General features: G+C 63.0%; 19 protein-coding genes. 13 read left to right on the top strand and 6 right to left on the bottom strand.

What is annotated here, in order from left to right:
- The first annotated feature begins 19 nt into the window (after positions 1 to 19).
- From BG61_RS15505 to BG61_RS15500, 3 genes are read left to right on the top strand one after another with little or no spacing between them, the layout of a single operon-like run.
- A complete protein-coding gene (locus BG61_RS15505; protein ID WP_035934431.1) occupies positions 20 to 1,006 on the top strand; it encodes a nitrilase-related carbon-nitrogen hydrolase in 987 nt (328 codons plus the stop codon).
- Positions 1,003 to 1,338, top strand: a complete 336-nt coding sequence (locus BG61_RS42815; protein ID WP_132455113.1) for a hypothetical protein — start codon at positions 1,003 to 1,005, stop codon at positions 1,336 to 1,338. Before BG61_RS15505 ends, BG61_RS42815 begins: the two co-directional genes overlap by 4 nt.
- Entirely contained in the window at positions 1,335 to 1,922 is a 588-nt protein-coding gene (locus BG61_RS15500; protein WP_081868082.1) for an RNA polymerase sigma factor, read from the top strand. Before BG61_RS42815 ends, BG61_RS15500 begins: the two co-directional genes overlap by 4 nt.
- Positions 1,923 to 2,133: 211 nt before the next feature.
- On the opposite strand, the gene BG61_RS41910 is transcribed toward BG61_RS15500, so the two are convergent.
- Together BG61_RS41910 and BG61_RS15490 are read right to left on the bottom strand one after the other, a co-directional pair.
- Entirely contained in the window at positions 2,134 to 2,433 is a 300-nt protein-coding gene (locus BG61_RS41910) for a hypothetical protein (RefSeq protein ID WP_129572181.1), read from the bottom strand.
- Positions 2,434 to 2,637: 204 nt separating this feature from the next.
- Positions 2,638 to 3,888 carry an MFS transporter gene (locus BG61_RS15490; RefSeq protein ID WP_051672558.1) on the bottom strand — a complete coding sequence of 417 codons (1,251 nt, stop codon included), beginning with the start codon at positions 3,886 to 3,888 and terminating at the stop codon, positions 2,638 to 2,640.
- 1,608 nt (positions 3,889 to 5,496) lie between these two features.
- On the opposite strand from BG61_RS15490, the gene BG61_RS15485 reads away from it, so the two are divergent.
- Positions 5,497 to 6,816 (top strand): replication initiation protein, encoded by a 1,320-nt coding sequence (locus BG61_RS15485; protein WP_035934429.1) that lies wholly within the window; start codon positions 5,497 to 5,499, stop codon positions 6,814 to 6,816.
- A 1,308-nt stretch (positions 6,817 to 8,124) separates the two neighbouring features.
- Here the strand turns inward: BG61_RS15485 and BG61_RS15480 are convergent.
- The 4 genes from BG61_RS15480 to BG61_RS15465 all read right to left on the bottom strand — a co-directional run bounded on the left by BG61_RS15480 (position 8,125) and on the right by BG61_RS15465 (position 12,670).
- On the bottom strand, positions 8,125 to 9,078 hold the full coding sequence (locus tag BG61_RS15480) for a ParB/RepB/Spo0J family partition protein (RefSeq protein WP_035934428.1): 954 nt from the start codon (positions 9,076 to 9,078) through the stop codon (positions 8,125 to 8,127).
- The gene (locus BG61_RS15475) at positions 9,075 to 10,268 is read right to left on the bottom strand and encodes a ParA family protein (protein WP_035934426.1); all 1,194 of its coding nucleotides are present in this window, start codon (positions 10,266 to 10,268) and stop codon (positions 9,075 to 9,077) included. The genes BG61_RS15480 and BG61_RS15475 overlap by 4 nt, the downstream gene beginning before the upstream one ends.
- 749 nt (positions 10,269 to 11,017) lie before the next feature.
- A complete protein-coding gene (locus tag BG61_RS15470; protein WP_035934425.1) occupies positions 11,018 to 11,605 on the bottom strand; it encodes a PPC domain-containing DNA-binding protein in 588 nt (195 codons plus the stop codon).
- A gap of 105 nt (positions 11,606 to 11,710) precedes the next feature.
- Positions 11,711 to 12,670 carry a LysR family transcriptional regulator gene (locus BG61_RS15465; protein WP_035934424.1) on the bottom strand — a complete coding sequence of 320 codons (960 nt, stop codon included), beginning with the start codon at positions 12,668 to 12,670 and terminating at the stop codon, positions 11,711 to 11,713.
- A gap of 190 nt (positions 12,671 to 12,860) precedes the next feature.
- Between BG61_RS15465 and BG61_RS15460 the strand changes: the two genes are divergently transcribed.
- The 9 genes from BG61_RS15460 to BG61_RS15420 form a co-directional block, all read left to right on the top strand.
- Entirely contained in the window at positions 12,861 to 14,000 is a 1,140-nt protein-coding gene (locus tag BG61_RS15460; protein WP_035934423.1) for an iron-containing alcohol dehydrogenase, read from the top strand.
- A gap of 78 nt (positions 14,001 to 14,078) precedes the next feature.
- A complete protein-coding gene (locus BG61_RS15455; protein ID WP_035934422.1) occupies positions 14,079 to 14,858 on the top strand; it encodes an enoyl-CoA hydratase/isomerase family protein in 780 nt (259 codons plus the stop codon).
- A gap of 1 nt (position 14,859) precedes the next feature.
- Positions 14,860 to 16,056 carry a CaiB/BaiF CoA transferase family protein gene (locus BG61_RS15450; protein WP_035934421.1) on the top strand — a complete coding sequence of 399 codons (1,197 nt, stop codon included), beginning with the start codon at positions 14,860 to 14,862 and terminating at the stop codon, positions 16,054 to 16,056.
- Between the two features lie 79 nt (positions 16,057 to 16,135).
- Positions 16,136 to 17,167, top strand: a complete 1,032-nt coding sequence (locus tag BG61_RS15445; protein ID WP_035934420.1) for a TRAP transporter substrate-binding protein — start codon at positions 16,136 to 16,138, stop codon at positions 17,165 to 17,167.
- A 30-nt stretch (positions 17,168 to 17,197) separates the two neighbouring features.
- Positions 17,198 to 19,078: a TRAP transporter large permease gene (locus BG61_RS15440; RefSeq protein WP_035934619.1), complete on the top strand. Its 1,881-nt coding sequence runs from the start codon at positions 17,198 to 17,200 to the stop codon at positions 19,076 to 19,078.
- A gap of 43 nt (positions 19,079 to 19,121) precedes the next feature.
- Complete coding sequence (locus tag BG61_RS15435; protein WP_035934418.1) at positions 19,122 to 19,541, top strand: thioesterase family protein; 420 nt, start codon at positions 19,122 to 19,124, stop codon at positions 19,539 to 19,541.
- 19 nt (positions 19,542 to 19,560) lie between these two features.
- The gene (locus BG61_RS15430; RefSeq protein ID WP_035934417.1) at positions 19,561 to 20,511 is read left to right on the top strand and encodes an amidohydrolase family protein; all 951 of its coding nucleotides are present in this window, start codon (positions 19,561 to 19,563) and stop codon (positions 20,509 to 20,511) included.
- A gap of 11 nt (positions 20,512 to 20,522) precedes the next feature.
- Positions 20,523 to 21,500 (top strand): amidohydrolase family protein, encoded by a 978-nt coding sequence (locus tag BG61_RS15425; protein WP_081868080.1) that lies wholly within the window; start codon positions 20,523 to 20,525, stop codon positions 21,498 to 21,500.
- 256 nt (positions 21,501 to 21,756) lie between these two features.
- On the top strand, positions 21,757 to 22,566 hold an 810-nt coding region (locus tag BG61_RS15420), incomplete at its 3' end, for a porin (RefSeq protein ID WP_035941716.1).

Below are 22,566 nucleotides of genomic sequence, written 5' to 3'. Positions count from 1 at the left end.
ACAATTGAAAGGATGCAGCATGACTACCATCAAAGCCGCGGCAGTACAGATCAGCCCGGTGCTATATAGCCGCGAGGGAACGGTCGCGAAGGTCGTCGCGAAAATTCTCGAACTCGGCCGCCAGGGCGTGCAATTCGCCACATTCCCGGAGACCGTGGTCCCGTACTACCCCTACTTTTCGCTCGTGCAGGCGCCCTATGCGATGAGCGCCGAACACCATCGGCTCCTCGAGCAGTCGGTGACCGTGCCGTCGGTCACGACGGACGCCATCGGCGAGGCGTGCCGGCAGGCGGGCATGGTGGTCTCCATCGGCGTCAACGAGCGCGATGGCGGCACGATCTACAACACGCAACTGCTGTTCGATGCCGACGGCACCCTGATCCAGCGCCGCCGCAAGATCACCCCGACGTACCACGAGCGCCTCGTCTGGGGACAGGGCGACGGCTCCGGACTGTGCGCCGTCGACAGCGCGGCCGGCCGCATCGGCCAGCTGGCATGCTGGGAGCACTCCCTGCCGCTCGCCCGCTACGCGCTGATGGCCGACGGCGAGCAGATCCATTCGGCGATGTATCCCGGCTCGCTCGGAGGGGACCTGTTTTCCGAGCAGATGGAGGTGAACATTCGCCAGCACGCGCTGGAATCGGCCTGCTTCGTCGTCAACGCGACCGCCTGGCTCGATGCCGAACAGCAGGCCCGGATCATGAAGGACACGGGATCTCCGATTGGTCCGATCTCGAGCGGCTGCTTTACCGCGATCGTCTCGCCGTCGGGACAATTGATGGGCGAGCCGCTGCGCTCCGGCGAAGGCGAGGTGATCGCGGACCTCGACTTCCGCCTGATCAACGAACGCAAGCGAATGATGGACTCGACCGGCCACTATAGCCGCCCGGAACTGCTGAGTCTGCTGATCGACCGCACGCCTGCCCGCCATTTGCATGAGCGCGCACCGCATCTCAGGTCCGTCGATGTCGAAGCGCTTGCCGAAGCAGGGAGCCAAGTCCTTTGAACGTGGAGCATCGGCGCGAGAGGCCCGAAGAAATCGGCAAGCGCGCCGCTGCGCCCTCGCCCGCGCGTTTCGACGGCGACGCCAGCGGCCTTGCCGCGCGCCGGCTTTCGTCAAGGAGACGCCGTGCGATCGAGATTCAGATCGAGAAGGATCAGGTGACTGAGAACGTTCATGCCGCGAAGCGCCGTGATATCGCCGCTCGCTCGCAACATGAAGCCGGCGAAACCCGTGCACGTGAGGCGCCCGTGCGGGATCTCCGCAGAAACTTACGCCCGGCGCTTTGCGCTGTCGGCTGGACGGTCCGACCCAGGACTCAACGGGCGTTCATATGACTCCGACCACGCATGCAAATGGTGCTCGCGCGACGAAGGGCCGCGCGCGCGATGCCTCGAGCAGCGGGCCTCGCGTTCAGTCCGTCGATCAGGCGAGCCTGCTCGCATCGTTGTTGCCAAGACTCTGGGCATTCGCCCTGCGCATCTCGGGAGACACCTCCGACGCGGAAGCCCTGGTTCGACGTGCCTGTACGCGCAGTGTCGAACAATCACAACGCCGCCGGGAAAACGTGTCGCCCATCTGCTGGATGTTCTCGATCGTATGGGCGATCTGGAGCGACGATCTTCGAGCGCGTGGCGACCCTAAACTCTCATACGCACCGTGGTCCCGCGCGATGCTGGAAATGAGCGACGGGCCGGGAGCCGAAGAAGCGGATCAGTCGCCACTGCACGCGCGAATCATTCGCGCTGTCGAGCGCTTGCCGCAGGCCCAGCGCGCGGTGTTGATCCTGGTGCAGGTCGAAGGGTTCGACTACGCCGAGACCGGCGAGGTGCTCGATATTCCGATCGAATCGGTGATCGCGTGCCTGTCGCGCGCGCGACTGACGATCGCGTCGACGCTCGACCATGTCGCCGCCGGTTGAGGCGCCGCGTGAAACAGGCCCGCTGCCCGGATGAAGCGAACGCGCGACGGCCCGCTTTCGCTGCGTGAGACACGCCGTTTGCGGCCTGCGCCATTGACAGCACGGTGGCGATCGCAAGCGTCGATGCGCCTGCTCGCCCCAATCCGCTTCACCTTGGCGGCTGAGCCGGTCGCTCGTCAGGGCGGGCGCGAAGACTGCAGCTCGTCATCGTTTAACTCGAGGTCTTCGCGATGCTGCGGCCCTTTGTTTCTCCGCGCGTCGATATCCAGGAGACGTCGACTCTCGCCTGCTGCGCATGCGGCCTGGCAAGCGCGCTTAGTTCGTTTTTTTGCTCGCGCAGCACCATGCCGCTGACGCGATCGTCAAGCGCGGCGCCGAAATCGTTCGCGGGATCATGTATCTCGCAAGCTGTTTCAGTTTGCGGATCATCGCGGATAGCGTGGAAACGGAAACGCAGCATCGGGCCTTGTGCGGTATTGGCATTCCGTCCAGTCAGGGCGGTTTTCAGCATCGTGCGCTGCGGGCGGAACAGTTCGAGTCGGCGATGGCGCGTCTCGGACAGGACGCCTCCATTCGCTGACAATCGCCACGGGCGGGCCCGCGAAGCATGTGCCAGAACGTATGGCCCGATCGCTCCGCCACGCCGCCGAGACGCGCGCCAAGCACGTGCCCGGCACCGCGCGTCGATCATGAAGAACGCCCCGCCCTGCCCTCGCTACTCGGGTGTCGCCCTGCAAGGAAGCGCATCGCGCGCGGCGCTTTGCGCTTGCGTGCCGATGCTCGCGAGCGCCGCGAGACCCAGCAGCGCCAGTGAACTTCCCAACAGGAAGTCGGCGCGGATGCCGACGTGATCGACCACCGCCCCGCCCACCGACGAACCCACCGCGATCGCGACCTGAATGATGCTGACAAAAAGCGCCGACCCGGCTTCGGGCTGGTCGGGCGTCGCTCGCTGGATCCACACGCTGAAGCAGAGCGGAAGCGCGCCGAAGGAGATTCCCCAGGCCAGCACGACGGCGATCACGCCGAACTGCGAATGACGCAGGACGGGCATCAGCACGAGAGCGAACATCAAGAGCGACACCATCGCGGCAACCGATGGCCGCAGGTTCCGCACGACCGTGGCCGAAGCGACGAAGTTGGAAACGAAGCCGATGATGCCGAAGCCGAGCAGCAGCCAGGTGATCGTCGACATGTCGAAGTTCGCATCGTGCAGCAGGAATGGCGTGATGTACGTGTACGAGGAGAAGTGAGCGCCGAACACGAGCGCCACCATCAACAGGCTTCTGCGCGGATGAGAGCGCCGCACGAGCGACGACAGGTCCGAAAACCGCAACGCAACGCCTGACGGCAGCGACGGAACGAGGAACAGTTGCGCCACGAGTGCGACGCCGACGAGGCCGCCGGTCGCCAGAAACGACCAGCGCCAGGACGCGAGGCCTGCGATGAAGGTGCCGAGCGGCACGCCGATCACCGTGGCACAGGTCACGCCGGTCAGGATCATGGCCATCGCCTTTGCAGCGTCCCTGGGTTGCACGAGGCGGGCCGCGGCGGAAGTTGCCAGCGTCCAGAATCCTCCGAGGGCGGCGCCCAGCAGCGCCCGCCCCATGAGCATCACGGTGAAATTCGGCGCGAACGCAGACAGAAGGTTCGAAGCCAGAAGCAGCGCGGTCAGGAACAGGAAGACGAAGCGGCGGTCCATGCGCCCCGCTCCGAGCATGAGTCCGGGCGCGGAGATCGCTGCAATGACGCCGGGCGTAGTGACCATCAGTCCGGCCGTTCCGGGCAATACATTCAGTTCGCGGGCGACATGCGGCAGCAAGCCCACCGGCAGGAATTCGGTCGTGACAAACGCGAATGCACCGATCGTTACCGCTCCGACGGCCAGCCACTGCCGCAACGAGGACGACACGCTGTCGTTCGCCGGCAAGTAGCTACCCGTCGGCGGATTGTTTTCCGTCAACATAGTGTCTCGAATTTACAGAAAGGATTGAAGGTTGAACGAGGGCGCGGCCCCGATGCCCGCGTACGTCCTCGCACTGGTTTGCTTGCGAAAGCTGTCGAGCCGTAGCGTCGACCATTCGTTTGTTGGCGAAGTCGGGCTCGGGAAAACCAGTTGTTGCATGAACATACCATTGCATTAACAGGCTTGCAGAATCGAGCCGCTGGCCATCGGTGAGCGAGGGAACGGGCTGGTTAGTTCACGGGGCCGGGAATCGGGGAACTGGCGTGTTCAATCGAGTGTGGTCTGCGTGGGCCGTACGTCGGCTGGTTATGCGGGACGTGCACTTGACCCGATATGGACATGGACTCGCTCCGGCTACGCGTTACGTGGACGGTTGGGGTCGCGTGGGCGGTGGATGTCAGCAATCGTTATTGCGCTCTGTTCGATACCGCTTTGGGGTTACGAACGACTGGACCCCAAGGGGGTTCACCTCAGCGGCTCGGATTGAGTTCGTGTGAAAGGTTGAGGGAAAGGCGTATCGCGCACATTGGGGAGCATCACGATGCGCGGCGTTGATCGTGTTCGATGGGCGCGCGGTTCGGGCGAAGTTTTGCAATCGGATCTTCAAAGGGACGAGTGCGTTGTCCGTAAGCCTGAGCGGTGACGAATCGTCGCGATCAGTGGGCGAATCGATTATTGGGGAGTTCACGCCCGACGGTTTTCCGGAAGGGAGTCGCGCGCAGGACATCGATCGGAAAAGGGTCATGCTTTTGGGACTTGCAGGGGCATGTGGAGTAGGACGTGGTGTAGGTCGGGAAGTTTTTTATGGACTCACGTTGTTTACTTTGAATAACACTTTGAATCGTTTACATACGTTTACGTCCGCGAAGTGATTGATTTTACGGACGAAATTGAGCGACTGGTGAAGCTGGTTGTGGTTTAGGTGCACTGCATTGGGACCTGTGGTGCACGGGCTTGTTACTTTGGTGAATGGCTGTGGGACAGGGGGTGAGTGGACATGGGAATCAGGTGAAGTGAATTGGGATGAAGTGGCAAGGAAGAGACTGCCGGCTCAAAGGTGAACGAATTTGGGAGATGGGCCGGTACGGGTTTTTCGCGTGGCCCAAGCCGTTTTTCCAGATGATTCAAGTAGCTAAAGGAGCCTCGTCGCCCAAAGGTGAACTGCATTGGGATCGAATGCCCGATGGCTGGGAGTTCAAGCGGCGGATGATGGGTTGAGGTCGGGTGGGCCACCAGGGTCGAGCCTTAGGTGAACGGTTTTGGGACGCTCAGAAGCAGAAAGCGCAGGTTCGGCATTGCATCGGCGCGAGGACGCGGACAGCCGACGGCATAAGGTGAACGGCGTTGGGGCAGGATAAGGTGCATCGCATTGGGATGGGCGCGTGTCGAAATCGTGTGGCGGACGAGGTGGACCGACGGGGAACTTCGGCCTGAAAATCCTTAATAAACAAGCTCCAGGAAGGAGTAGAAGCGCCGTCGGCTCTCGCCGATTCTGTCGAGCCAGGACCTCGGTTTGTACCGGAATGCAAGGCGTGAACCGGATCTGGCCGGTTGATAGGTGAACACGCTACTGTTAGCATTTCACCTATATTCAGTCGCCGAGACCTTATGAAACAGCGCAAAGAAGGCCAGCTCGCCTTGTTTCAGCAATCGCCCGCACCCCAACTGCTCAAAAAGGCAGTCCAGGCGATTCACGCTTCGCCCAAGAAGGGAATCATCTCGCTTCAGCAGCGACGCATTTTCAATGCGCTGATCAAAAACGCCATCTCGCAGAACCAGGCTCAGCCCGGGCGCGCCCAGTTCGAAATGCCGATACCCGAGATCAAGAGCATGCTCGAACTGACGACCAACAACGTCAGCTATATCAAGGATACGATCCGGTCGCTGATCGGGATCGTCGTCGATTGGGATCACCTGAATACGGATGGCACCAAAGGCGCGTGGACGGCTTCGGGGCTGATCGCGGGTGCGCGTATCGACGGCTCGCTGCTGCACTATTCGTTCTCGGCTGAAATTCGCTCGGAGCTTCTGGATCCGGAGAAGTACGCCATGCTCGATCTGCGCATTGCGGCGCAGTTCCGGCGGGCGCACTCGCTCGCTCTGTGGGAGAACACGGTCCGGTATGAACGTGTCGGACAAACGGCGCGCATGCCGCTCGCGCGGTTCAAAGACCTGATCCTCGGGCAGGAGGAAGGGGCGACCAAGTACAAGGAATACAAGATCTTCAAGCGAGCGGTTCTCGCGCCTTGTATCGCGGAAGTGAACGAGCTGTCGGAGCATACGATCGAACTGGTGGAGTTCAAGAACGGGCGCTCCGTCGTCGCGTTGCAGTTCAAGGTGACGAGAAAGGAGACGAACAGCGCTGAGACCGACGCTGATCCCGATCTCGTGCTGGCGATCACGAAGCTCGGTGTGCCGTTGTCGGAGGCGCGCAAGCTCGCGCGCTCGCATGCCAACGAGAAGCTGAAGGGTGCCATCGCGTATACGAAAGCCCGTCAGACGAGGAAGAATTCGCCCCCGCTGGACAACGTGCCCGCCTATTTTCGGCGCGCCCTGGCAGCGGGCTGGGGCGACGGCGCGGCTTCCGAAGCGACGGCGCCGTCGAGCGCGCCTCCTCCCCTGCGCCAGCCGGAGGCCATGACGACCGGCGAGCTGCGCGCCAAATATCTGGCCGCGCAAGCGCACGATGCAAAAGGCTATTTCTCGGAGCTTTCGGACGAAGACCAGTCCGCTCTGGTCGAGGAATACAACGCCTTGGTACCCGCGGCGAACCTGAAGGTGAAGGCGGGCAAGGCGCTGACCAAGCTGGTCGAGACGTCTTTCTTTGCGTGGCTCTCGACTAAGGTGTGGGGCGAACCGTCTGCGGATGACCTGCTGTCCTTTGTGTTGCGCGGCGCCCTTCCGGCCGGTGATGCTGCCGCCAAGTGATCTAACGCTCAATTGAGCGGTTCACCTGCCGTTTGGTTGGCATCTCTCTAAGTCACTGATTTTATTGAAATCACAACTTGTGATCATGATTGGTGAACGAATTTGGGTCGCGGCTGCGATTCACTACGCCTTATTAGCCCCGCACACGCGTTTGTGGCGCCCTCATGGCTACTGGACGGCCAATTCGGCTTACGAGACTCCCGTATAGCTCGGTGTCCGGGCCGAATGCCCTTCGAACTGTCTCTCATCAAATGTCGGCCTTTTAGCGTCTTGGGAACCGTTCCCGGCGCCCAACACCTCTTACCCAATCTCGACGCGAGGATGAGTCTGTCGGCGCACTCGTTCGGACAATGGTCGACATTCGGCGGGTGAAGGAACGTTCTATCTGGGAGTGTTGCGGCGCCAGATAACCAAATACCTCAGCATGGGCCCTAAGCCGCCGCGGAAGCGCCACGCGCAAACTGCCCTCGTGCTCAACCGCTCCTGGGCCATGGGATCCGTATGCAATCGGCGGTCTTGTCGAATTTTGGGCGCGACACTATGCAGGAAGGCGGCTCGCATTATCGTCCCTACCCGTTTCCTCTCACATCCCTTTGCTTTCTCGACCGTACGGTTTCCTTCTACGCTGCAATCACGCAATCATTAACCGCTGGGAGGATCACGGAAGAGGGCGCGGATGTTCCGTGGGAGTTGTTGTTCACGAGAAATGGCGCGCCGCGCTGTCACGACATAGTCGGACGCTGGTGCAGCTTTTGTGCGCAGGTGAACGTCGTCGCAGAGGGATACGGAGCGGCCCTACTATTGGACGGACGGAGAGTCATCAGGGGAATCTTCTCGCGGCGTGAGATGGCCCGCAGGTCGGGGCGTCTCGGTTGCGACCGGCTACGCAGTACCGGAATCTGGCGAAGATCATGAAATCGCAAGCATTGGCCTGTTGCCGATGCCCAGAATGACTGCGAAGGCGTTCACGTGCCGTCTAAGAGACGGCATCCATTAGCATGACGGAACGTGGAACAATGTAAGCTAAAATCGTTGTGTGATATTCGTATATTTATCAAATATTTAGTGCAACAATTTCATTTTGTTTCACGAATAATCGGCAGATTTCGGTCGGTTCTGCGCGTTGTCGGGCTCAAATTGCGATGTCCCTCCGACGCTGACCCATATCGCCGATATTCGTATTGCTTGATACGTAAAACGTAATTTTTGCCACGTATAGTGCGCCGTCGGTTGGCCACCCACAGAACATCGATCCTTGCCGATTTTCTAAGTCATTGTTTCTTAACGAATCACAACTTGTGATCCCGCCTACTCTGCTTTCACCGATTCCGCGATAAACTCATGCAGACGCTTCGCCCACTGCTCGGCGTCCGTCACATCCGGTCCAAGCTTGAGGCCGATCACGTTGCCCCGCACCGAGATCTCGCAAAACTTCTTCTTCCCTCGACGCACCACCAGCGGTTCGTTGACCACCCGTTGCGGCTTCTCCCTCACCATCGAAACCGCCTGCGCCTGCGTCATCGCCGGATCGGCAACGAGCGCACGGATCGCTTCCGTGATCCGCTCGGGGTGGCGACGTCCCGCTTCGATCAATTGCTCGGCGGCCGCGCTGCCCAGTCGCTCCGGCCGATCCGCAAGGATTGCCTTCGCTTCCTCTGGCAGGTCGTCGAATTTCATGATTCGCGTGACGTGCTGCGCGGAAATGCCGGCCGCCTTTGCAAGTTCAGCCTGGCTCACGCCCGACTGCGCCTGAAGCGCCCGGAACCCCCAGTATTTTTCGAAATCGGAAAGCGTGGGCGAAAGCAAATTGGAGAAGAACGCCGCGTACTCGATCAGCCCATCCTCGATCTGAAGCACGCACGCGGGAATCGTCGTACGGCCGAGATCGCGATAGGCTGCAACGCGGTTGTGTCCCGACAGCACTTCGAATTGCGCGGGCCCACGCCGCACGACGGTGATCGGCGTGGTCAGAGGGTATTTCGCAAGGTTCGCGCGAAGCTCCTCGTACTCGGTTTGCGTCAGCTTGCGCCGCCGCCCGGGAATCTCGACGAGTTCGTCCAGCGAAACGTCGAGCGCCGGACCGTCGGACAGTTGCCGCTCCAACTCTGCGATCTTCTGGTTGGCCGAGTTCAGATGGGCGGAAAGGATCATGTTTCCCCCGACTGCCGTCTTCGCCGCCGCTGGCGCCGCCGCGCGGGACGTCCGGTCCGCTTCGTCCACCTTCACTGCGCCGAGCCGCTTCATGCGTTCTGCCATGCTCATTCGCTTTCTCCCGAGCGTTTCTGCCACAGTTCGACAATCTGCGCGTGCACATGGTCGACCAAGGCGTCATACGCCTCGCGCGCGCGCGAGAAAGTCTGCGCGCTGCCGGCGTACTCGGACACCTCGTACACTGATTTGAACTCCGCGTTCGAATTGCTGAGCACCGAAGTCTTCGGAATCTCGAGCGGCAAAATGAAGTCGCCGTAGCTCTCCGAGAGCCAGCCGCGCACCGGCACCGTCACCGAACTGTTTTCCACCTTCGAAAGCAGAATGTCGATGAACTCGAACTGCTTTTCCTTTCCGTACGCGCCGAGCGCCGTGGAAACGTCGGCGAACAGGTTCCAGAACTGCGCGGAACTCGCGAAGTCGAGCGGCTCCGGGACGATCGGAACGATCAGGCCGTCGGCGGCGATCATGGCGTTGATCGTCGTATAGGAAAGCGAAGGGGGCGTGTCGATGAGAATCACGTCGTACTGGGAACGCAGCGGACCGAGGCCGCGGCGAAGCACTTCCCAGAACTGGAAGGTCGGATCGTCTTTCGTGCGTGACGGCAGGAAGAATTCGGCGTTATATAGTGCGGGTCCGGCCGCGACGAGATCCAGCCCCGGCCAGTACGTTTCACGCACGGCGTAGCGCAGATCTTCCTCCTCGCCTTCGAACAGCGGTTCGGCGGTCTGGTCGCGCGTGACGTGTGCGTCGGGGATGATGCCGAAGAGCTGCGTCAACGAGCCTTGAGCGTCGAGGTCGATGAACAGCACCTTCAGGTCATGGAGCAGATTCAGCCCTTGTCCGATGGAGATCGTCGTCGATGTCTTGGAGGCGCCGCCCTTGAAATTGGATGTCGTGATGACGGCTGCCTCGACGTTCGCCGGCTTGCGCGGGAGCGCCTTGCAATGACGCAGCCAGGCTTTCGTTTCCTCGAAATTGAACTCGCGCGAGCGCCCGTGTCCGCGTGAGGTGCCGCTCGGAAGTTCGACGCCCGCGCCGTCCTTCAGGTAGAACTTGTAGGTGTGTTGTGAGAGGCCGCACAGTTTCATCAGCGAGGGGCCGGTTTGCGAAGGCGGCGTCTTCTTCTCCAGCGGTTCCTGTGCGCTTTCGTTCACCTTGCCGAGCACGCCCGTCGCCCGGTTGGCGAGTTCCCAAAGCGCTTCACTATTCGCAGGTCGTAGCAACGAGCCTTTTGCAAGCATTATTCTTCCCCTTTCAGCTTCCCAGCTACAGTCAAGTCTTAGCTTACTCTCCATCTAGTCGGAGAAATTCAAGCAAGATGGAGAGTAGACTGAAAGATGGGGAGTCGCAACAAGTATTTTTGCGCTCGCAGGGCGGCTTCATCGCAACAATGCGGGCGTTTGTGGACGGTTGCAGCGCGGGATGCGTCGAAATCCGGCATTGGCGTCAAAAGGAATCGTCCCAAAACCGTTCACCTGACGACGCGTGAAGATGCGCGCGAGGCCAATTTCGCTTCGCCGATCGCAAACCATCGATGCAAAGGCGATCCCAAATCAGTTCACCTTTGATGTCGACGGGCCCAATCTGGCGGGCCAGAGGGCGAAGAGGGGAGTTTTTCGCGTCCGCGAAACAGAGAATCTGGAGGCGAGGCGAGGTGCTGTCCTGCAACGGATGAATTGCAGACCACTCGATGAGTTGCCGGCGCGTCGTCCCAAATCCGTTCACCTTTGCGAATCGACGGATCACGCTGGGACACTGCGGTAAACCCGCTCCGCGTTGCGCGGTATTAAAGCAACACTTGCAAGCTCGCCTGTCGCGAATGAGAAAAGACACAAGAAAAAAAACCGCGCACGCGTTGGCGCGTGCGCGGCTCAACTCCGACGGCCAGAAGCGTCGCGGAATGCCCCACGATCCCGCCGCCGATCGCAGGCACGATCCCCCCGACGAACGGCAGCAAGCACGACCGTCCCTGAAGAAACTGCCCGGCGGTTCAGATTCCCAGCACGTTCGCGCCGATGCATGGATCGATACCTCGTTCGAGGCGCTTCTCATACCGCAGCAAGGTGATCTCCATCGACCCCGTGCCGACTTCGAGGTCGAGCAGATGGCCGCCGAAAGCGTTGAAGTTGCGGTCTCCCGCAATTCCGTGGGCGTGAATGGACGGCTTTCCCTCCTTCCAGGCAACCGATCCGACGATGCTGCCCATCTCCACGTTCCGGAAGGTCTTCGCATCGAAGGCTTTCTTGGTGGCGTCCCAAAAGCCGAACGTGGCGTGCCCGAAACCGATCGCGTTCAGCGTCGCAGCCGGGATCTGTTCCGCGATCGCGAACTTCGTCAGTTGTTCAAAGACGTTGTCACCCATGCGCAGCACCATCAGATAGCCCGTAGGGGTTCTGATGTAGCGGCGCTGCACGTCACCGCTGCTCGACGCGATCACGCCGGCCTCGCATTGCGCGAGCGATGCGTCCCCGCCTCCCTGCGCGAACGCGCGATTCATGCCCAGTCCTCCGACCGCCGCGCCAGCCGAAAGCGCCGCGACGCTTCTGAAAAAGTGTCGGCGCATGTAGCTGTCTTCCATTCGCTCCTCCGTGTTCTCGTTGTACCGGTAACCGGCTGCCCCGGAGTGTAGGCAACGCGGCATCGAGCGACTACTGACAGCTTCGACTAGCCCTATAACCGCGCCTCATGATGCATCGCCGGCCGCGGCATCGCGCATCGAGCGCGCCGGATCGAGCAGCGCGTCGTGCAGCATCCGCGCCCCCGGCGAAAGCGGCGCGCCGCGCCGCGTGACGAGTTCATAAGGCTCGCTTCTGGATGCGAGCGCGAGCGGCAGCATGCAGGTGATGCCGTGACGCGTGCAGAACTTCGCGACGTCGATGGAAACCAGCGCCACGAACGAAGGGTTCTTCTGCAGCAGGGAGAGCGTCGCGAACGCGGAAGTGGTTTCGAGCAGATAGACGGGAAAGCGGATACCGGCCTCGTGGAATTCGCGTTCGAGCAAGAGCCGCATCGGCATGTTCGCGCGGTACACGACCCAGCGATAGTCCGCGAGTTCGCTCAGCATCACGCGCTCGGCGTGCGCGAGCGGATGCGCGACATTGGCGACCACGGCGAGCGTTTCCTCCTGCACGTTCACGCTGTCGTAGAGATACGGCGACTGGCTCACGCTCGTGCGGCAGATGGCGAGGTCGAGCCGGCCCGCGTCGATCTGGCTGAGCAGCGTCGCGCTGGTGTCCTCGACGATCTCGACCGACATCTCCGGATGCCTCGCGATCACCGCCGAGATGGCTTCGGTCAGAAGCGGCACCGCGCCCATGATCACGCCGACCGAAACCCGCCCGCCATAGCCGCGCATGATGCCGACGATCTCCTCGCGCAGGTGCGCGAGATCGGTATGGATCAGACGCGCGTAGCGGATCACGCAATGTCCGACCGCGTTCGGTTCGAGTCCGCGGTTGGTGCGCACGAAGAGCGGCGTGCCGAACGTGGTCTCGATTTCCTGCAGCGCCTTGCTTGCACCGCGCTGAGTGAGGGCCACCTGGCGCGCGGCCGAAAGCAGCGATCCGTGGTCGCCGAGCGCGATCAGAAGACGCAGTTGCTTGATGTGCAGCCGGGAGATGATCGAATTGAGCGAAGGGGTCATCAGAACTGAGCAAAAGTTATAGCTATATCAGTTGTTGTCAATATCGGGATAAAAGCGCCGCGCCTATACTGCCTCACCAGATCGCCGGTTGGCAAAGGCTCGGTGGCATGCATAGCGGCATGGTTTACCCGCCCTGAAGTACGCCTCGCCAATATCCGGATAACTCCTTATATAACTTTTGCTCAATATCATGTCGCTCATCAACTACATCACGCAGATCCAGTTCGACTTCGGCGCGGTCCGTCTACTGAAGAGCGAATGCGAGCGCATCGGCATCCGGCGGCCGCTTGTCGTGACCGACCGGGGCATCAGGGCGGCGGGCATCGTCCACACGGTGCTCGACGCGCTGGGGCACGGCGCATCCGTGCCGATCTACGACGGCACGCCGCCCAATCCGAACGAAAGCGCAGTGCGCGAAGCGGTGGCGCTCTACAGGCAGTCGGAGTGCGACGGGATCATCGCGGTGGGCGGCGGTTCGTCGATCGATCTCGCGAAGGGTGTGGCCGTGTGCGCGACCCATGACGGGCCGTTGCACAGCTTCGCGGTGATCGAGGGCGGCGCCGCGCGCATCACATCGGCCACGGCGCCGGTCATCGCCATTCCGACCACGGCGGGTACCGGCAGCGAAGTAGGGCGGGGCGCGATCCTGATTCTCGACGACGGCCGCAAGGTCGGCGTGATCTCGCCATACGTGGTGCCGAAGTCGGCGATCTGCGATCCCGAGCTCACGCTCAAGCTGCCGCCTACACTCACGGCCGCCACCGGCATGGACGCAATCGCGCACTGCATCGAGACGTTCCTTGCGCCGGCGTTCAATCCCCCCGCCGACGGCATCGCGCTCGACGGCCTGTGGCGTGCATGGCGGCATATCGAGCGCGCGACGCGCGAAAGCGGCGACCGCACCGCGCGGCTGAACATGATGAGCGCGTCGATGCAGGGCGCCCTCGCGTTCCAGAAGGGCCTCGGCTGCGTGCACAGCCTCAGTCATTCGCTCGGCGGGATCAATCCGCGCCTGCATCACGGCACGCTGAACGCCATTTTTCTGCCCGCCGTGATCGACTTCAACCGCGACGCGCCCAGCGTGCAGAGCGAAGGCAAGCTCGCGCGGCTCGCGCAGGCGATGGGACTCGGGTCCGGGGACGAGATCGGCGCCTCGATCCGCGAGATGACGGCGCGCCTTGGCCTGCCCGCCGGTCTTTCCGAGCTCGGCGTGACGCCTGATCTGTACGGGCGGATCGTCGGCGGGGCGCTGAAGGATCACAGCCACAAGACGAACCCGCGCGAAGCCACCGCAGCCGACTACGAAGCGATGCTCGAGCGTTCGATGTAACGGCGCGCATCCGGACCACATCCTCGGGTACGCGGCGGCAGCGCACCCCGCACCCCAACATTCCACGCAAGGACAGGCATGCAAACGCAAATCACCGTAGAGCGGGAAGACACCGTCGCCACGGTCACACTGAACAATCCCGAGAAGATGAACGTGCTCACGCTCGCCATGTGGCGCGACCTGGGCACGGCCATGAGCGCGCTGTCCGCCGACGACACCCTGCGCTGCATCGTATTGCGCGGGGCGGGGCACAAGGCATTCGCGGCGGGCGCGGACATTCGCGAGTTCGCCACCGCGCGCTCGAACAAGGACGAGGCCCGCGAGTACGCGCAGGTCACGAGCCACACGATGGAAGCCATTGCGCAGTGCCGCCATCCGGTCGTCGCGATGATTCACGGCGCATGCGTGGGCGGCGGGCTGGAAATCGCCTCGCTTTGCGACATCCGCATCTGCGGCGAATCGAGCCGCTTCGGCGCGCCCATCGGGCAGCTCGGGCTCACCATGTCCTACGACGAACTCGGCGCGGTGATCGCGCTCGCGGGCCGCGCTGTTGCGCTCGAGATGCTGCTGGAAGGCCGCATCTACAGCGCGCAGGAAGCGTACGCGAAGGGGCTCGTGTCGCGCGTGGTGGCCGACGACGCAGTCGAAACCGAGACGCTCGCCACCGCACGGCGCGTGAGTCGCGGCGCGCCGTTCGTCGCGCGCTGGCACAAGGCGGCGGCTCGCCGGCTGGCCGATCCGGCGCCGCCTGGAGCCGCCGAAATCGAAACGAGCTTCGACTGCTTCGACACCGAGGACTTCCGCATCGGCGTGGCCGCATTCGAAGCGAAGACAAAGCCTGTTTTCAAGGGGAGGTGAGATGGGTCCGCTACAGGGGATGAAGGTAATCGAACTGGCCCACATCATGTCGGGGCCGGTATGCGGGATGATGCTGGCCGACATGGGTGCCGACGTCATCAAGGTGGAGAAGGTGCCCGACGGCGACGACTCGCGCCGCTTCTCGCCGATCCTGCCGAGCGGCGAATCGGCGTCGTTCATGATCGTCAACCGCAACAAGCGCGGCATCGGCCTGAACCTGAAGAGCGCGCGCGGCCGCGAAGTGCTTGCGCGCCTCCTGAGCGACGCCGACGTGGTCACGGAAAACTATCGCGCGGGCACGATGGAAAAGTTCGGGCTCGGCTACGAGACGCTCAGGGAACTCAATCCGGGCCTCATCTACTGCGCGATCTCGGGTTACGGGCGCACCGGACCGTACGGCGAGAAGGGCGGCTTCGACCTGATCGCGCAAGGCATGAGCGGCATGATGAGCATGACGGGTGAAGAGGGGCGCGAGCCGATCAAGGCGGGTTCGCCCGTGGCCGACATCAACTCCGGCATCCTCGCCGCGCTCGGCATCGCGGCGGCGTATGTGGAAAAGCTGCGCACCGGGCGCGGCCAGATGGTCGATACGTCGCTCTTCGAAGCGGGCCTCCAGCAGATGTACTGGCCGGCAGCGAGCTATCTCGCGGACGGCACGATCCTGCCGAAAATGGGCTCGGCCAATTCGACCAGCGCGCCGTATCAGGTGTTTCGCACGCTCGATGGCTGGATCAACATCGGAGCGGCGAACCAGAGCAACTACGAGCGCCTGCTCGAAGTGCTGGATGCACCGCAGCTCGCCGCCGATCCGCGTTTCGCGACCAATGCGTCGCGCCTTGCGCATCGCCAGGAACTGGTCGAAATCCTGACGGCGCGGCTCGTGCAGCGCACCACCGACGCCTGGATGGTCGAGTTCGATCGTATCGGACTGCCGGCCGGGCCCGTGCTGGATATCGCGGCGGCGCTCGCGCATCCGCAGACCATCGCGCGCGACATGGTGGTGGAAACCGATCACCCGAGCGCGGGCAAGGTCCGCGGGCTCGGCCTCCCGATCCACTTTTCCGGCGCGAAGCGCGGCGCGAGCCGGCCGGCGCCGCTGCTCGGACAGCACACGCGCGAGGTGCTCGCGGAATTCGGCTACTCCGACGGCGAAGTGACGACGCTGATCGACGAACGGGCGGTACTCGCGCAGGCCTGACCGAAGCAACTGCCGGAATCACGCGTGCCACGAGACACGATCCATCGTGCGGCACGACAGAACAATCACGGAGACAGACATGACCCAATCCCTATCGCGCCGGACGTTCATCGCGTCGGCCGGAGCGGCGGCCGCCGCCACCGTCACGGGCGCGCTTCTGCCCGCGCGCGTCTTCGCGCAAGGCGCCCCGATCACGCTCAAGTATGCGAGCAGCCTGCCCGACCGGCACCCGCTCAACGCGCGCATGAAGGACGCAGCCGCTGCCATCAGGAAGGAAACCAACGGGCGTGTCGACCTGCAGATCTATGCCAACGCGCAGATGGGCGGCGATACCGACATGCTCTCGCAAGTGCGCGCGGGCGGCGTCGATTTCATTCCGCTGCCGGGCGCGATCCTGTCGACACTGGTTCCGGTTGCGTCGATCGAGAGTGTGCCGTTCGCGTTCAAGAACTACGACGACGTATGGGCGGCGATGGACGGCGGCCTCGGCCAGCATGTGCGCGCCGAGGCGGCGAAAGCCGGGCTCATCGCGATGGACAAGATCTGGAACAACGGCTTCAGGCAGGTCACGAGTTCGACGCGTCCCATCAGGACCCCCGCCGACCTGAAGGGCTTCAAGATCCGCGTGCTCGTGAGCCCGCTGTGGACTTCGATGTTCAAGACGCTCGGCGCGGCGCCCACGGGCATCAGCATCAACGAAACCTATTCCGCGCTTCAGACGAAAGTGGTCGAAGGGCAGGAAAATCCGCTCGTCGTCGTCGAGGCTGCGCGCTTCTTCGAGGTGCAGAAATACTGTTCGATGACGGATCACATCTGGTCGGGATTCTGGCTGCTCGCGAGCGGCAAGACCTGGCCGAAGCTGCCGAAGGACGTGCAGGAGGTCGTCGCGCGCCACGTCAACGCGGCGGCCCTCGTGCAGCGCAAGGAAGTGATGGATCTCAACGCGAGCCTCGAACCGGCGCTCACGGCGAAGGGCGTCGCGTTCAACAAGGTGGACCAGCAGGCGTTTCGCTCCGAGTTGCAGAAAAAGGGCTTCTACGCGGAGTGGAAGAAGAAATACGGCGACGCCTCGTGGGCGCTGCTCGAAAAATACGCCGGCCAGCTTTCTTGAGAGGGGGCGACCATGAGCGTCGAGATCCAAATGGAAAAAATTCCGCAGGCCGCTGCGTTCAAGGCCGGCAATCCCGTCGCGCGGATCGGCTGGCGGCTGGAGACGGGCATCCGCTGGCTCACCGAAGTGGCCGCAGCGGGCCTGGTCGTCGCAGAAGTCCTGCTGCTCTTCGCCAACGTGTTCTATCGTTACGCGCTGCACGACCCGCTCGTCTGGGGCGACGAACTGGCGTCGCTGCTCTTCATCTGGCTCGCGATGCTCGGTTCGGTGATCGCGCTGCGCCGCGGCGAGCACATGCGGCTCACCACCTTCATCGCGCGTCTGGCGCCGCCGCGGCGCGCGTTCGCCGACACGTTCGGCGCGGTCGTGGTCATCGCGTTCATTCTGGTGCTGCTTCAGCCCGCCTGGGAATACACCACCGAGGAGTGGGCCATCACGAGCGCCGCGCTGGAGATATCGAACGCGTTTCGCGTGGCGGCGATCTCGGTCGGCCTTTCGCTGATGCTCGCGATTTCCGTCGCGCGGCTGATGGAGCGCGCGAGCGCGCGGCATTTCTGCGTGTCGGTGCTCGTTGTCGCCGGCGTGGCCGCGCTGCTCTACGTCGCGAAGGCGGCGATGACGGCTTTCGGCAACTGGAACCTCGTGCTCTTCTTCGTGGTGGGCGTGGTGTTTATGATCGTGATAGGCGTGCCGATCATGGTCGCCTTCGGACTCTCGACGGTGGCCTACCTCACGACCGTCACCTCCACACCGATGCTGGTCGTGGTCGGACGGATGGACGAAGGCATGTCCGGCCTGATCCTGCTCGCCATTCCGCTCTTCGTCTTTCTCGGCGCGCTGATCGAGGCAATGGGCATGGCGAACGCCATGATCCGCTTCCTGGCCTCGCTGATCGGGCATCTGCGGGGCGGGCTGTCGTACGTGCTGATCGGTGCGATCTATCTGGTGTCGGGCATCTCCGGATCGAAAGCCGCCGACATGGCCGCGGTCGCACCCGCGCTCTTCCCCGAAATGAAGAAGCGCGGCGAGGACGAGAACGAACTCGTCGCGATGCTGAGCGCATCGGGCGCCATGTCGGAAACCATCCCGCCAAGCCTCGTGCTCATCACGATCGGCTCGGTCACGGGCGTCTCGATCTCGGCGCTCTTCACCGGCGGCTTCATGCCGGCCGTCGTCGGCGCGATGGCGATGGCGGCCGTCGTCTGGTTCAAGAACCGCAGGAAGGATACGCACGGCGTGGCGCGCGCGGCGCCGCGCGACGTGGGCCGGGCCTTCCTGATCGCGCTGCCCGCGCTCGCCTTGCCCTTCGTCATCCGCGCCGCGGTGGTGGAAGGCATCGCGACGGCGACCGAGGTGGCGTCGGTGGGCGTGGCGTATACGTTCGTCGCGGGACTGGTCTTCTATCGCTGCTTCGACTGGAAACGGCTCTATCCGATGCTCGTCAGCACGGCGTCGCTGTCGGGCGCGATCCTGATCATCATCGGCTGCGCCACGGCCATGGCATGGGCGCTCACGCAGTCCGGCTTCTCGCGGCAACTGGCGGAACTGATGTCGGCGGCGCCGGGCGGCCCTGCGGGCTTCCTCGTGATCTCCGCCGTTGCGTTCGTGCTGCTCGGCAGCTTCCTCGAAGGCATTCCGGCCATCGTGCTGTTCGGGCCGCTGCTCTTTCCCGTTGCGCGGACGATGGGCATCAACGAAGTGCACTACGCGATGGTCGCGGTGTTCGCGATGGGCCTCGGACTCTTCGCACCGCCCTTCGGCGTGGGCTTCTACGCCGCCTGCGCGATCGCGAAAGTCGACCCCGACGGCGCGATGAAGCGGGTCTGGCCGTATCTCGGCGCGCTGTTCGTCGCGCTGCTGATTCTCGTCGCGGTGCCGTGGGTGTCGGTGGGCTTCCTGCCTGCCGCATGAAGCGGCTTACGCGCGCGCAACTCATTTTCAGGGAAACGACAGGATGACTGGCAATACATTGAAAGTCGGCATGACGTTCACGCGCACGGTCGAGGTGGACCGCGCGCGCACGATCTCCTTTCTCGGCGAGGAACTGCGTGTCTACGCGACGCCGCAACTCGTGAACGACGTCGAGGAGGCGTGCCTCGATCTGCTGCTCGATCATGTCGGCGATGGCGAAAACTCGGTGGGTGCGGCCATCGACATCCGGCACACCGGCGCGACCTTGCAGGGCATGGCGGTGCAGATCGAGGTACGGGTGGCGCGTGTCGAGGGACGCACGGTCACCTTCGAGGTCGCGGCGTGCGATGCGTTCGAGCAGATCTGCGACGGCACGCACGCGCGCGTCGTGGTGAATGTCGAGAAGCTCCGGCAACGGGTCGCGGCGAAGGCGCGAAACGCAGCCGGGAAGGCGCTCGCCTGAGGCACGGAGCGCAGACGACATGCTGACACTTCACGAGCGCAACGGCCTCGACAATCACGCCCCCGGCGATGCGCTTCCGCTGATCGACGCGCATCATCATCTCTGGAACCTGAGCGAAGGGCGCTATCCGTGGCTTCAGGAGGCGTACCACGAAGACTTCTTCCTCGGCGACTATCACGCGATCCGGCGCGATTTCGGTCCCGGCGACTTTCTGCGCGTGACGTCGAATCAGCGGGTGATCGGCACCGTTCACGTGGAGGCCGAGCGATCGCGCAACGAGCAGATCGCGGAGACGCAATGGCTGCACCGCGTTCACGAGCGGTTCGGCTTTCCCAACGCCGTCGTGGCGCATGCATGGTTCGACCGCGATGATACCGCGCACGTCCTTGCCCGGCATGCGAGCTTTCCGCTCGTGCGCGGCATCCGTTCGAAGCCGGTCACGTCCGCCGGGCCCGGCGAGTCGGTCAGCGGACAGCGCGGAACGATGCAGGACCCGGCGTGGCTCGACGGCTTCGCGCTGCTCGAGCGCTTCGATCTCTCATGGGATCTGCGGGTGCCGCCATGGCATCTTCCGGAGGCGGCTGAGGTCGCGGCCGCCTTTCCGCGCATCCGCATCGCGCTCAATCATGCGGGCTTTGCCTGGGATCGCAGCGATGCCGGTCTGCGGCGCTGGCGCGGCTGGATGGAGAAGCTCGCCGCGCAGCCGAACGTCCACGTCAAGCTGTCCGAATTCGGCCTGAAGGACGAACCGTGGCGCTATGAAAGCAACCGGGTGATCGTCGAGGATGTGGTCGCCATGTTCGGCGTCGGGCGCTGCATGTTCGCGAGCAATTATCCCGTGGCGAGTCTTCGCGCAAGCTACGACACCCTCGCCGACGGCCTCGCCCGCATGCTCGCGCCGCTCGGGCGCGAAGCGCAGGAGCGCGTGTTCTACAGGAACGCGCTCGATTTCTATCGCATTCGAATGTAAGGACGGCCATCATGACTACCCGCGAACACGCAGCTGCGGAGATGACCGGTATCGACTGGCGCGCGCGCTTCATGCAGACCGGTTGCGACGACGACCTCCCGATCGCCGACGCTCACCAGCACTTCTTCGACATCGGCAGGAACTACTATCCGTGGCTGTGCGATCGTCCGCTGAAGCCGTTTCGATATGGCGATTACGAACGCATCTGCCGCAACTTTCTGCCCGCCGACTATTTCGAGCAGTGCGGGCCCCACAAGGTTCTGAAAACGGTACTGATAGAAGGGGAGTGGGACCCGCGCGATCCGCTGGGCGAACTGCGCTGGGTCGATGAAGTTGCGAGTCAGACGGGATTCCCTCACGCGATGTCGGCGCAGGCCTGGCTCGATCGTGACGATATCGCAAGCGTGCTGGCCGTCTACGGCGCCCATCCGCTCGTGAAGGGCATCCGCCACAAGCCTGCCGCCGTGCCGCGCGACGCGTATCGCGATGACTTTCGTGCACCGGGTTCGATGCGCGACACGAAATGGCGCGACGGCTACGCGCTCCTCGCGCGCCACGACCTCATGTTCGAGCTTCAGGTCTTCTGGTGGCACCTTGCGGAAGCAGCCGAACTGGCCCGCGACTTTCCGTCGACGCGCATCGTGGTGAACCACACCGCGCTGCCCTCGGATCGCAGCGTGGAAGGGCTCGCAGCGTGGCGCGCCGCGCTCGAACGGCTCGCCCGGGAGCCGAACGTGCATCTGAAGATATCCGGAATCTGCGTGCCGGGCGAGCGCTGGAACGTGGCACGCAATGGGCCCGTCGTGCTGGATGCGATCCGCATCTTCGGCGTGGAGCGTTGCTCGTTTGCGAGCAACTACCCGGTGGATGGCATCGTGGACCGGCTCGCCGATATCTTCGACGGCTTCAAGGCGATCACCCGCAGCTTCGACCCGCGTGACCGGTTGCGGCTCTTTTACGACAACACGGCGCGCATCTACGGTCTGTAGGACGCCTGCGTCCATTCACCTGCGCGAGGCGTCGCACCTCGCTGCGTTGTGCAGATGACCGGATCATTGCCGTCACCAGGGCGCGTTGACCGCTCGATTGGCGACACATGACGACCGACAGCAATACATCATTGCGTCAAACAAGGTGTCGCGCTGCATCGTTCGACTCTTAGACTGTTCGTCGGTCGCATGGCCCGCATTGGGCGCCTTCGCCCAACGACGGGCCAGCGGCCTCCCTCACAGTCGGAGAACCAATATGAAGAAGAAACTCTTGACCGCCTCGATGTTCGGCGCGGTCGCCGTGACCGCGCACGCGCAGAGCAGCGTGACGCTGTACGGTACGCTCGATGCCGGCCTCGTCTACACGAACAATCAACTTGGCCATAACAACTTTCAGCAGGCTAGCGGCACAGTATCCGATACGTATTTCGGCCTCAAGGGTAACGAAGACCTTGGCGGCGGCCTGCATGCGATATTCACGTTGGAAAGCGGTTTTAATCTGAATAACGGCCAGTTCACCGAAAGCAATTCGATTTTCAATCGCCAGGCTTTTGTCGGACTGAAAAGCGACCAATATGGTCAATTGACCGTGGGCCGCCAGTATGACTCGATGGTCGACTATCTCAGCCCGATCGCCGCTGCCGGTTATGGCTATGGCAACAATCTCGCCGCGCACCCGTTCGACAACGACAATCTCGACAACACCTTCTCGGTGAAGAACGCCGTGAAGTACACGAGCGCGAACTACGCCGGGTTCCAGCTAGGTGGCCTCTACGGCTTCAGCAATGCCGCCGGCCAGTTCTCGAATAACCGCGCGTGGAGCGTGGGCGCTTCGTATGCGAACGGCCCGCTGAATGTGGCGGCCGCCTACCTTCAGTTGAACAACTCGGGCAGCAACAACCTCAATGGTGCGGTGGCGTTTGGCGACGGCGACGCGAACATCGCCTCGACGCTGCAGCGCACGTACGGCGTAGGCGCGAACTACACGTATGGCCCGGCGACGGTCGGCCTGCTCTACACGCATACGCAGCTCGACGGCCTGCAGGGCATCAACGTAGGCGGCACG

Origin of the sequence: Caballeronia glathei (assembly GCF_000698595.1) — a bacterium.
In the GTDB taxonomy this organism is placed as follows: domain Bacteria; phylum Pseudomonadota; class Gammaproteobacteria; order Burkholderiales; family Burkholderiaceae; genus Caballeronia; species Caballeronia glathei.
This window is presented reverse-complemented; position numbering and strand designations above follow the sequence as displayed.

Excerpts from the sequence above, each read along its gene's own strand:
- BG61_RS15505 (WP_035934431.1), top strand. The coding sequence starts at position 20 with ATGACTACCATCAAAGCCGCGGCAGTACAGATCAGCCCGGTGCTATAT.
- BG61_RS15500 (WP_081868082.1), top strand. The coding sequence starts at position 1,335 with ATGACTCCGACCACGCATGCAAATGGTGCTCGCGCGACGAAGGGCCGC.
- BG61_RS41910 (WP_129572181.1), bottom strand. The coding sequence starts at position 2,433 with ATGCTGAAAACCGCCCTGACTGGACGGAATGCCAATACCGCACAAGGC.
- BG61_RS15490 (WP_051672558.1), bottom strand. The coding sequence starts at position 3,888 with ATGTTGACGGAAAACAATCCGCCGACGGGTAGCTACTTGCCGGCGAAC.
- BG61_RS15485 (WP_035934429.1), top strand. The coding sequence starts at position 5,497 with ATGAAACAGCGCAAAGAAGGCCAGCTCGCCTTGTTTCAGCAATCGCCC.
- BG61_RS15480 (WP_035934428.1), bottom strand. The coding sequence starts at position 9,078 with ATGAGCATGGCAGAACGCATGAAGCGGCTCGGCGCAGTGAAGGTGGAC.
- BG61_RS15475 (WP_035934426.1), bottom strand. The coding sequence starts at position 10,268 with ATGCTTGCAAAAGGCTCGTTGCTACGACCTGCGAATAGTGAAGCGCTT.
- BG61_RS15470 (WP_035934425.1), bottom strand. The coding sequence starts at position 11,605 with ATGGAAGACAGCTACATGCGCCGACACTTTTTCAGAAGCGTCGCGGCG.
- BG61_RS15465 (WP_035934424.1), bottom strand. The coding sequence starts at position 12,670 with ATGACCCCTTCGCTCAATTCGATCATCTCCCGGCTGCACATCAAGCAA.
- BG61_RS15460 (WP_035934423.1), top strand. The coding sequence starts at position 12,861 with ATGTCGCTCATCAACTACATCACGCAGATCCAGTTCGACTTCGGCGCG.
- BG61_RS15455 (WP_035934422.1), top strand. The coding sequence starts at position 14,079 with ATGCAAACGCAAATCACCGTAGAGCGGGAAGACACCGTCGCCACGGTC.
- BG61_RS15450 (WP_035934421.1), top strand. The coding sequence starts at position 14,860 with ATGGGTCCGCTACAGGGGATGAAGGTAATCGAACTGGCCCACATCATG.
- BG61_RS15445 (WP_035934420.1), top strand. The coding sequence starts at position 16,136 with ATGACCCAATCCCTATCGCGCCGGACGTTCATCGCGTCGGCCGGAGCG.
- BG61_RS15440 (WP_035934619.1), top strand. The coding sequence starts at position 17,198 with ATGGAAAAAATTCCGCAGGCCGCTGCGTTCAAGGCCGGCAATCCCGTC.
- BG61_RS15435 (WP_035934418.1), top strand. The coding sequence starts at position 19,122 with ATGACTGGCAATACATTGAAAGTCGGCATGACGTTCACGCGCACGGTC.
- BG61_RS15430 (WP_035934417.1), top strand. The coding sequence starts at position 19,561 with ATGCTGACACTTCACGAGCGCAACGGCCTCGACAATCACGCCCCCGGC.
- BG61_RS15425 (WP_081868080.1), top strand. The coding sequence starts at position 20,523 with ATGACTACCCGCGAACACGCAGCTGCGGAGATGACCGGTATCGACTGG.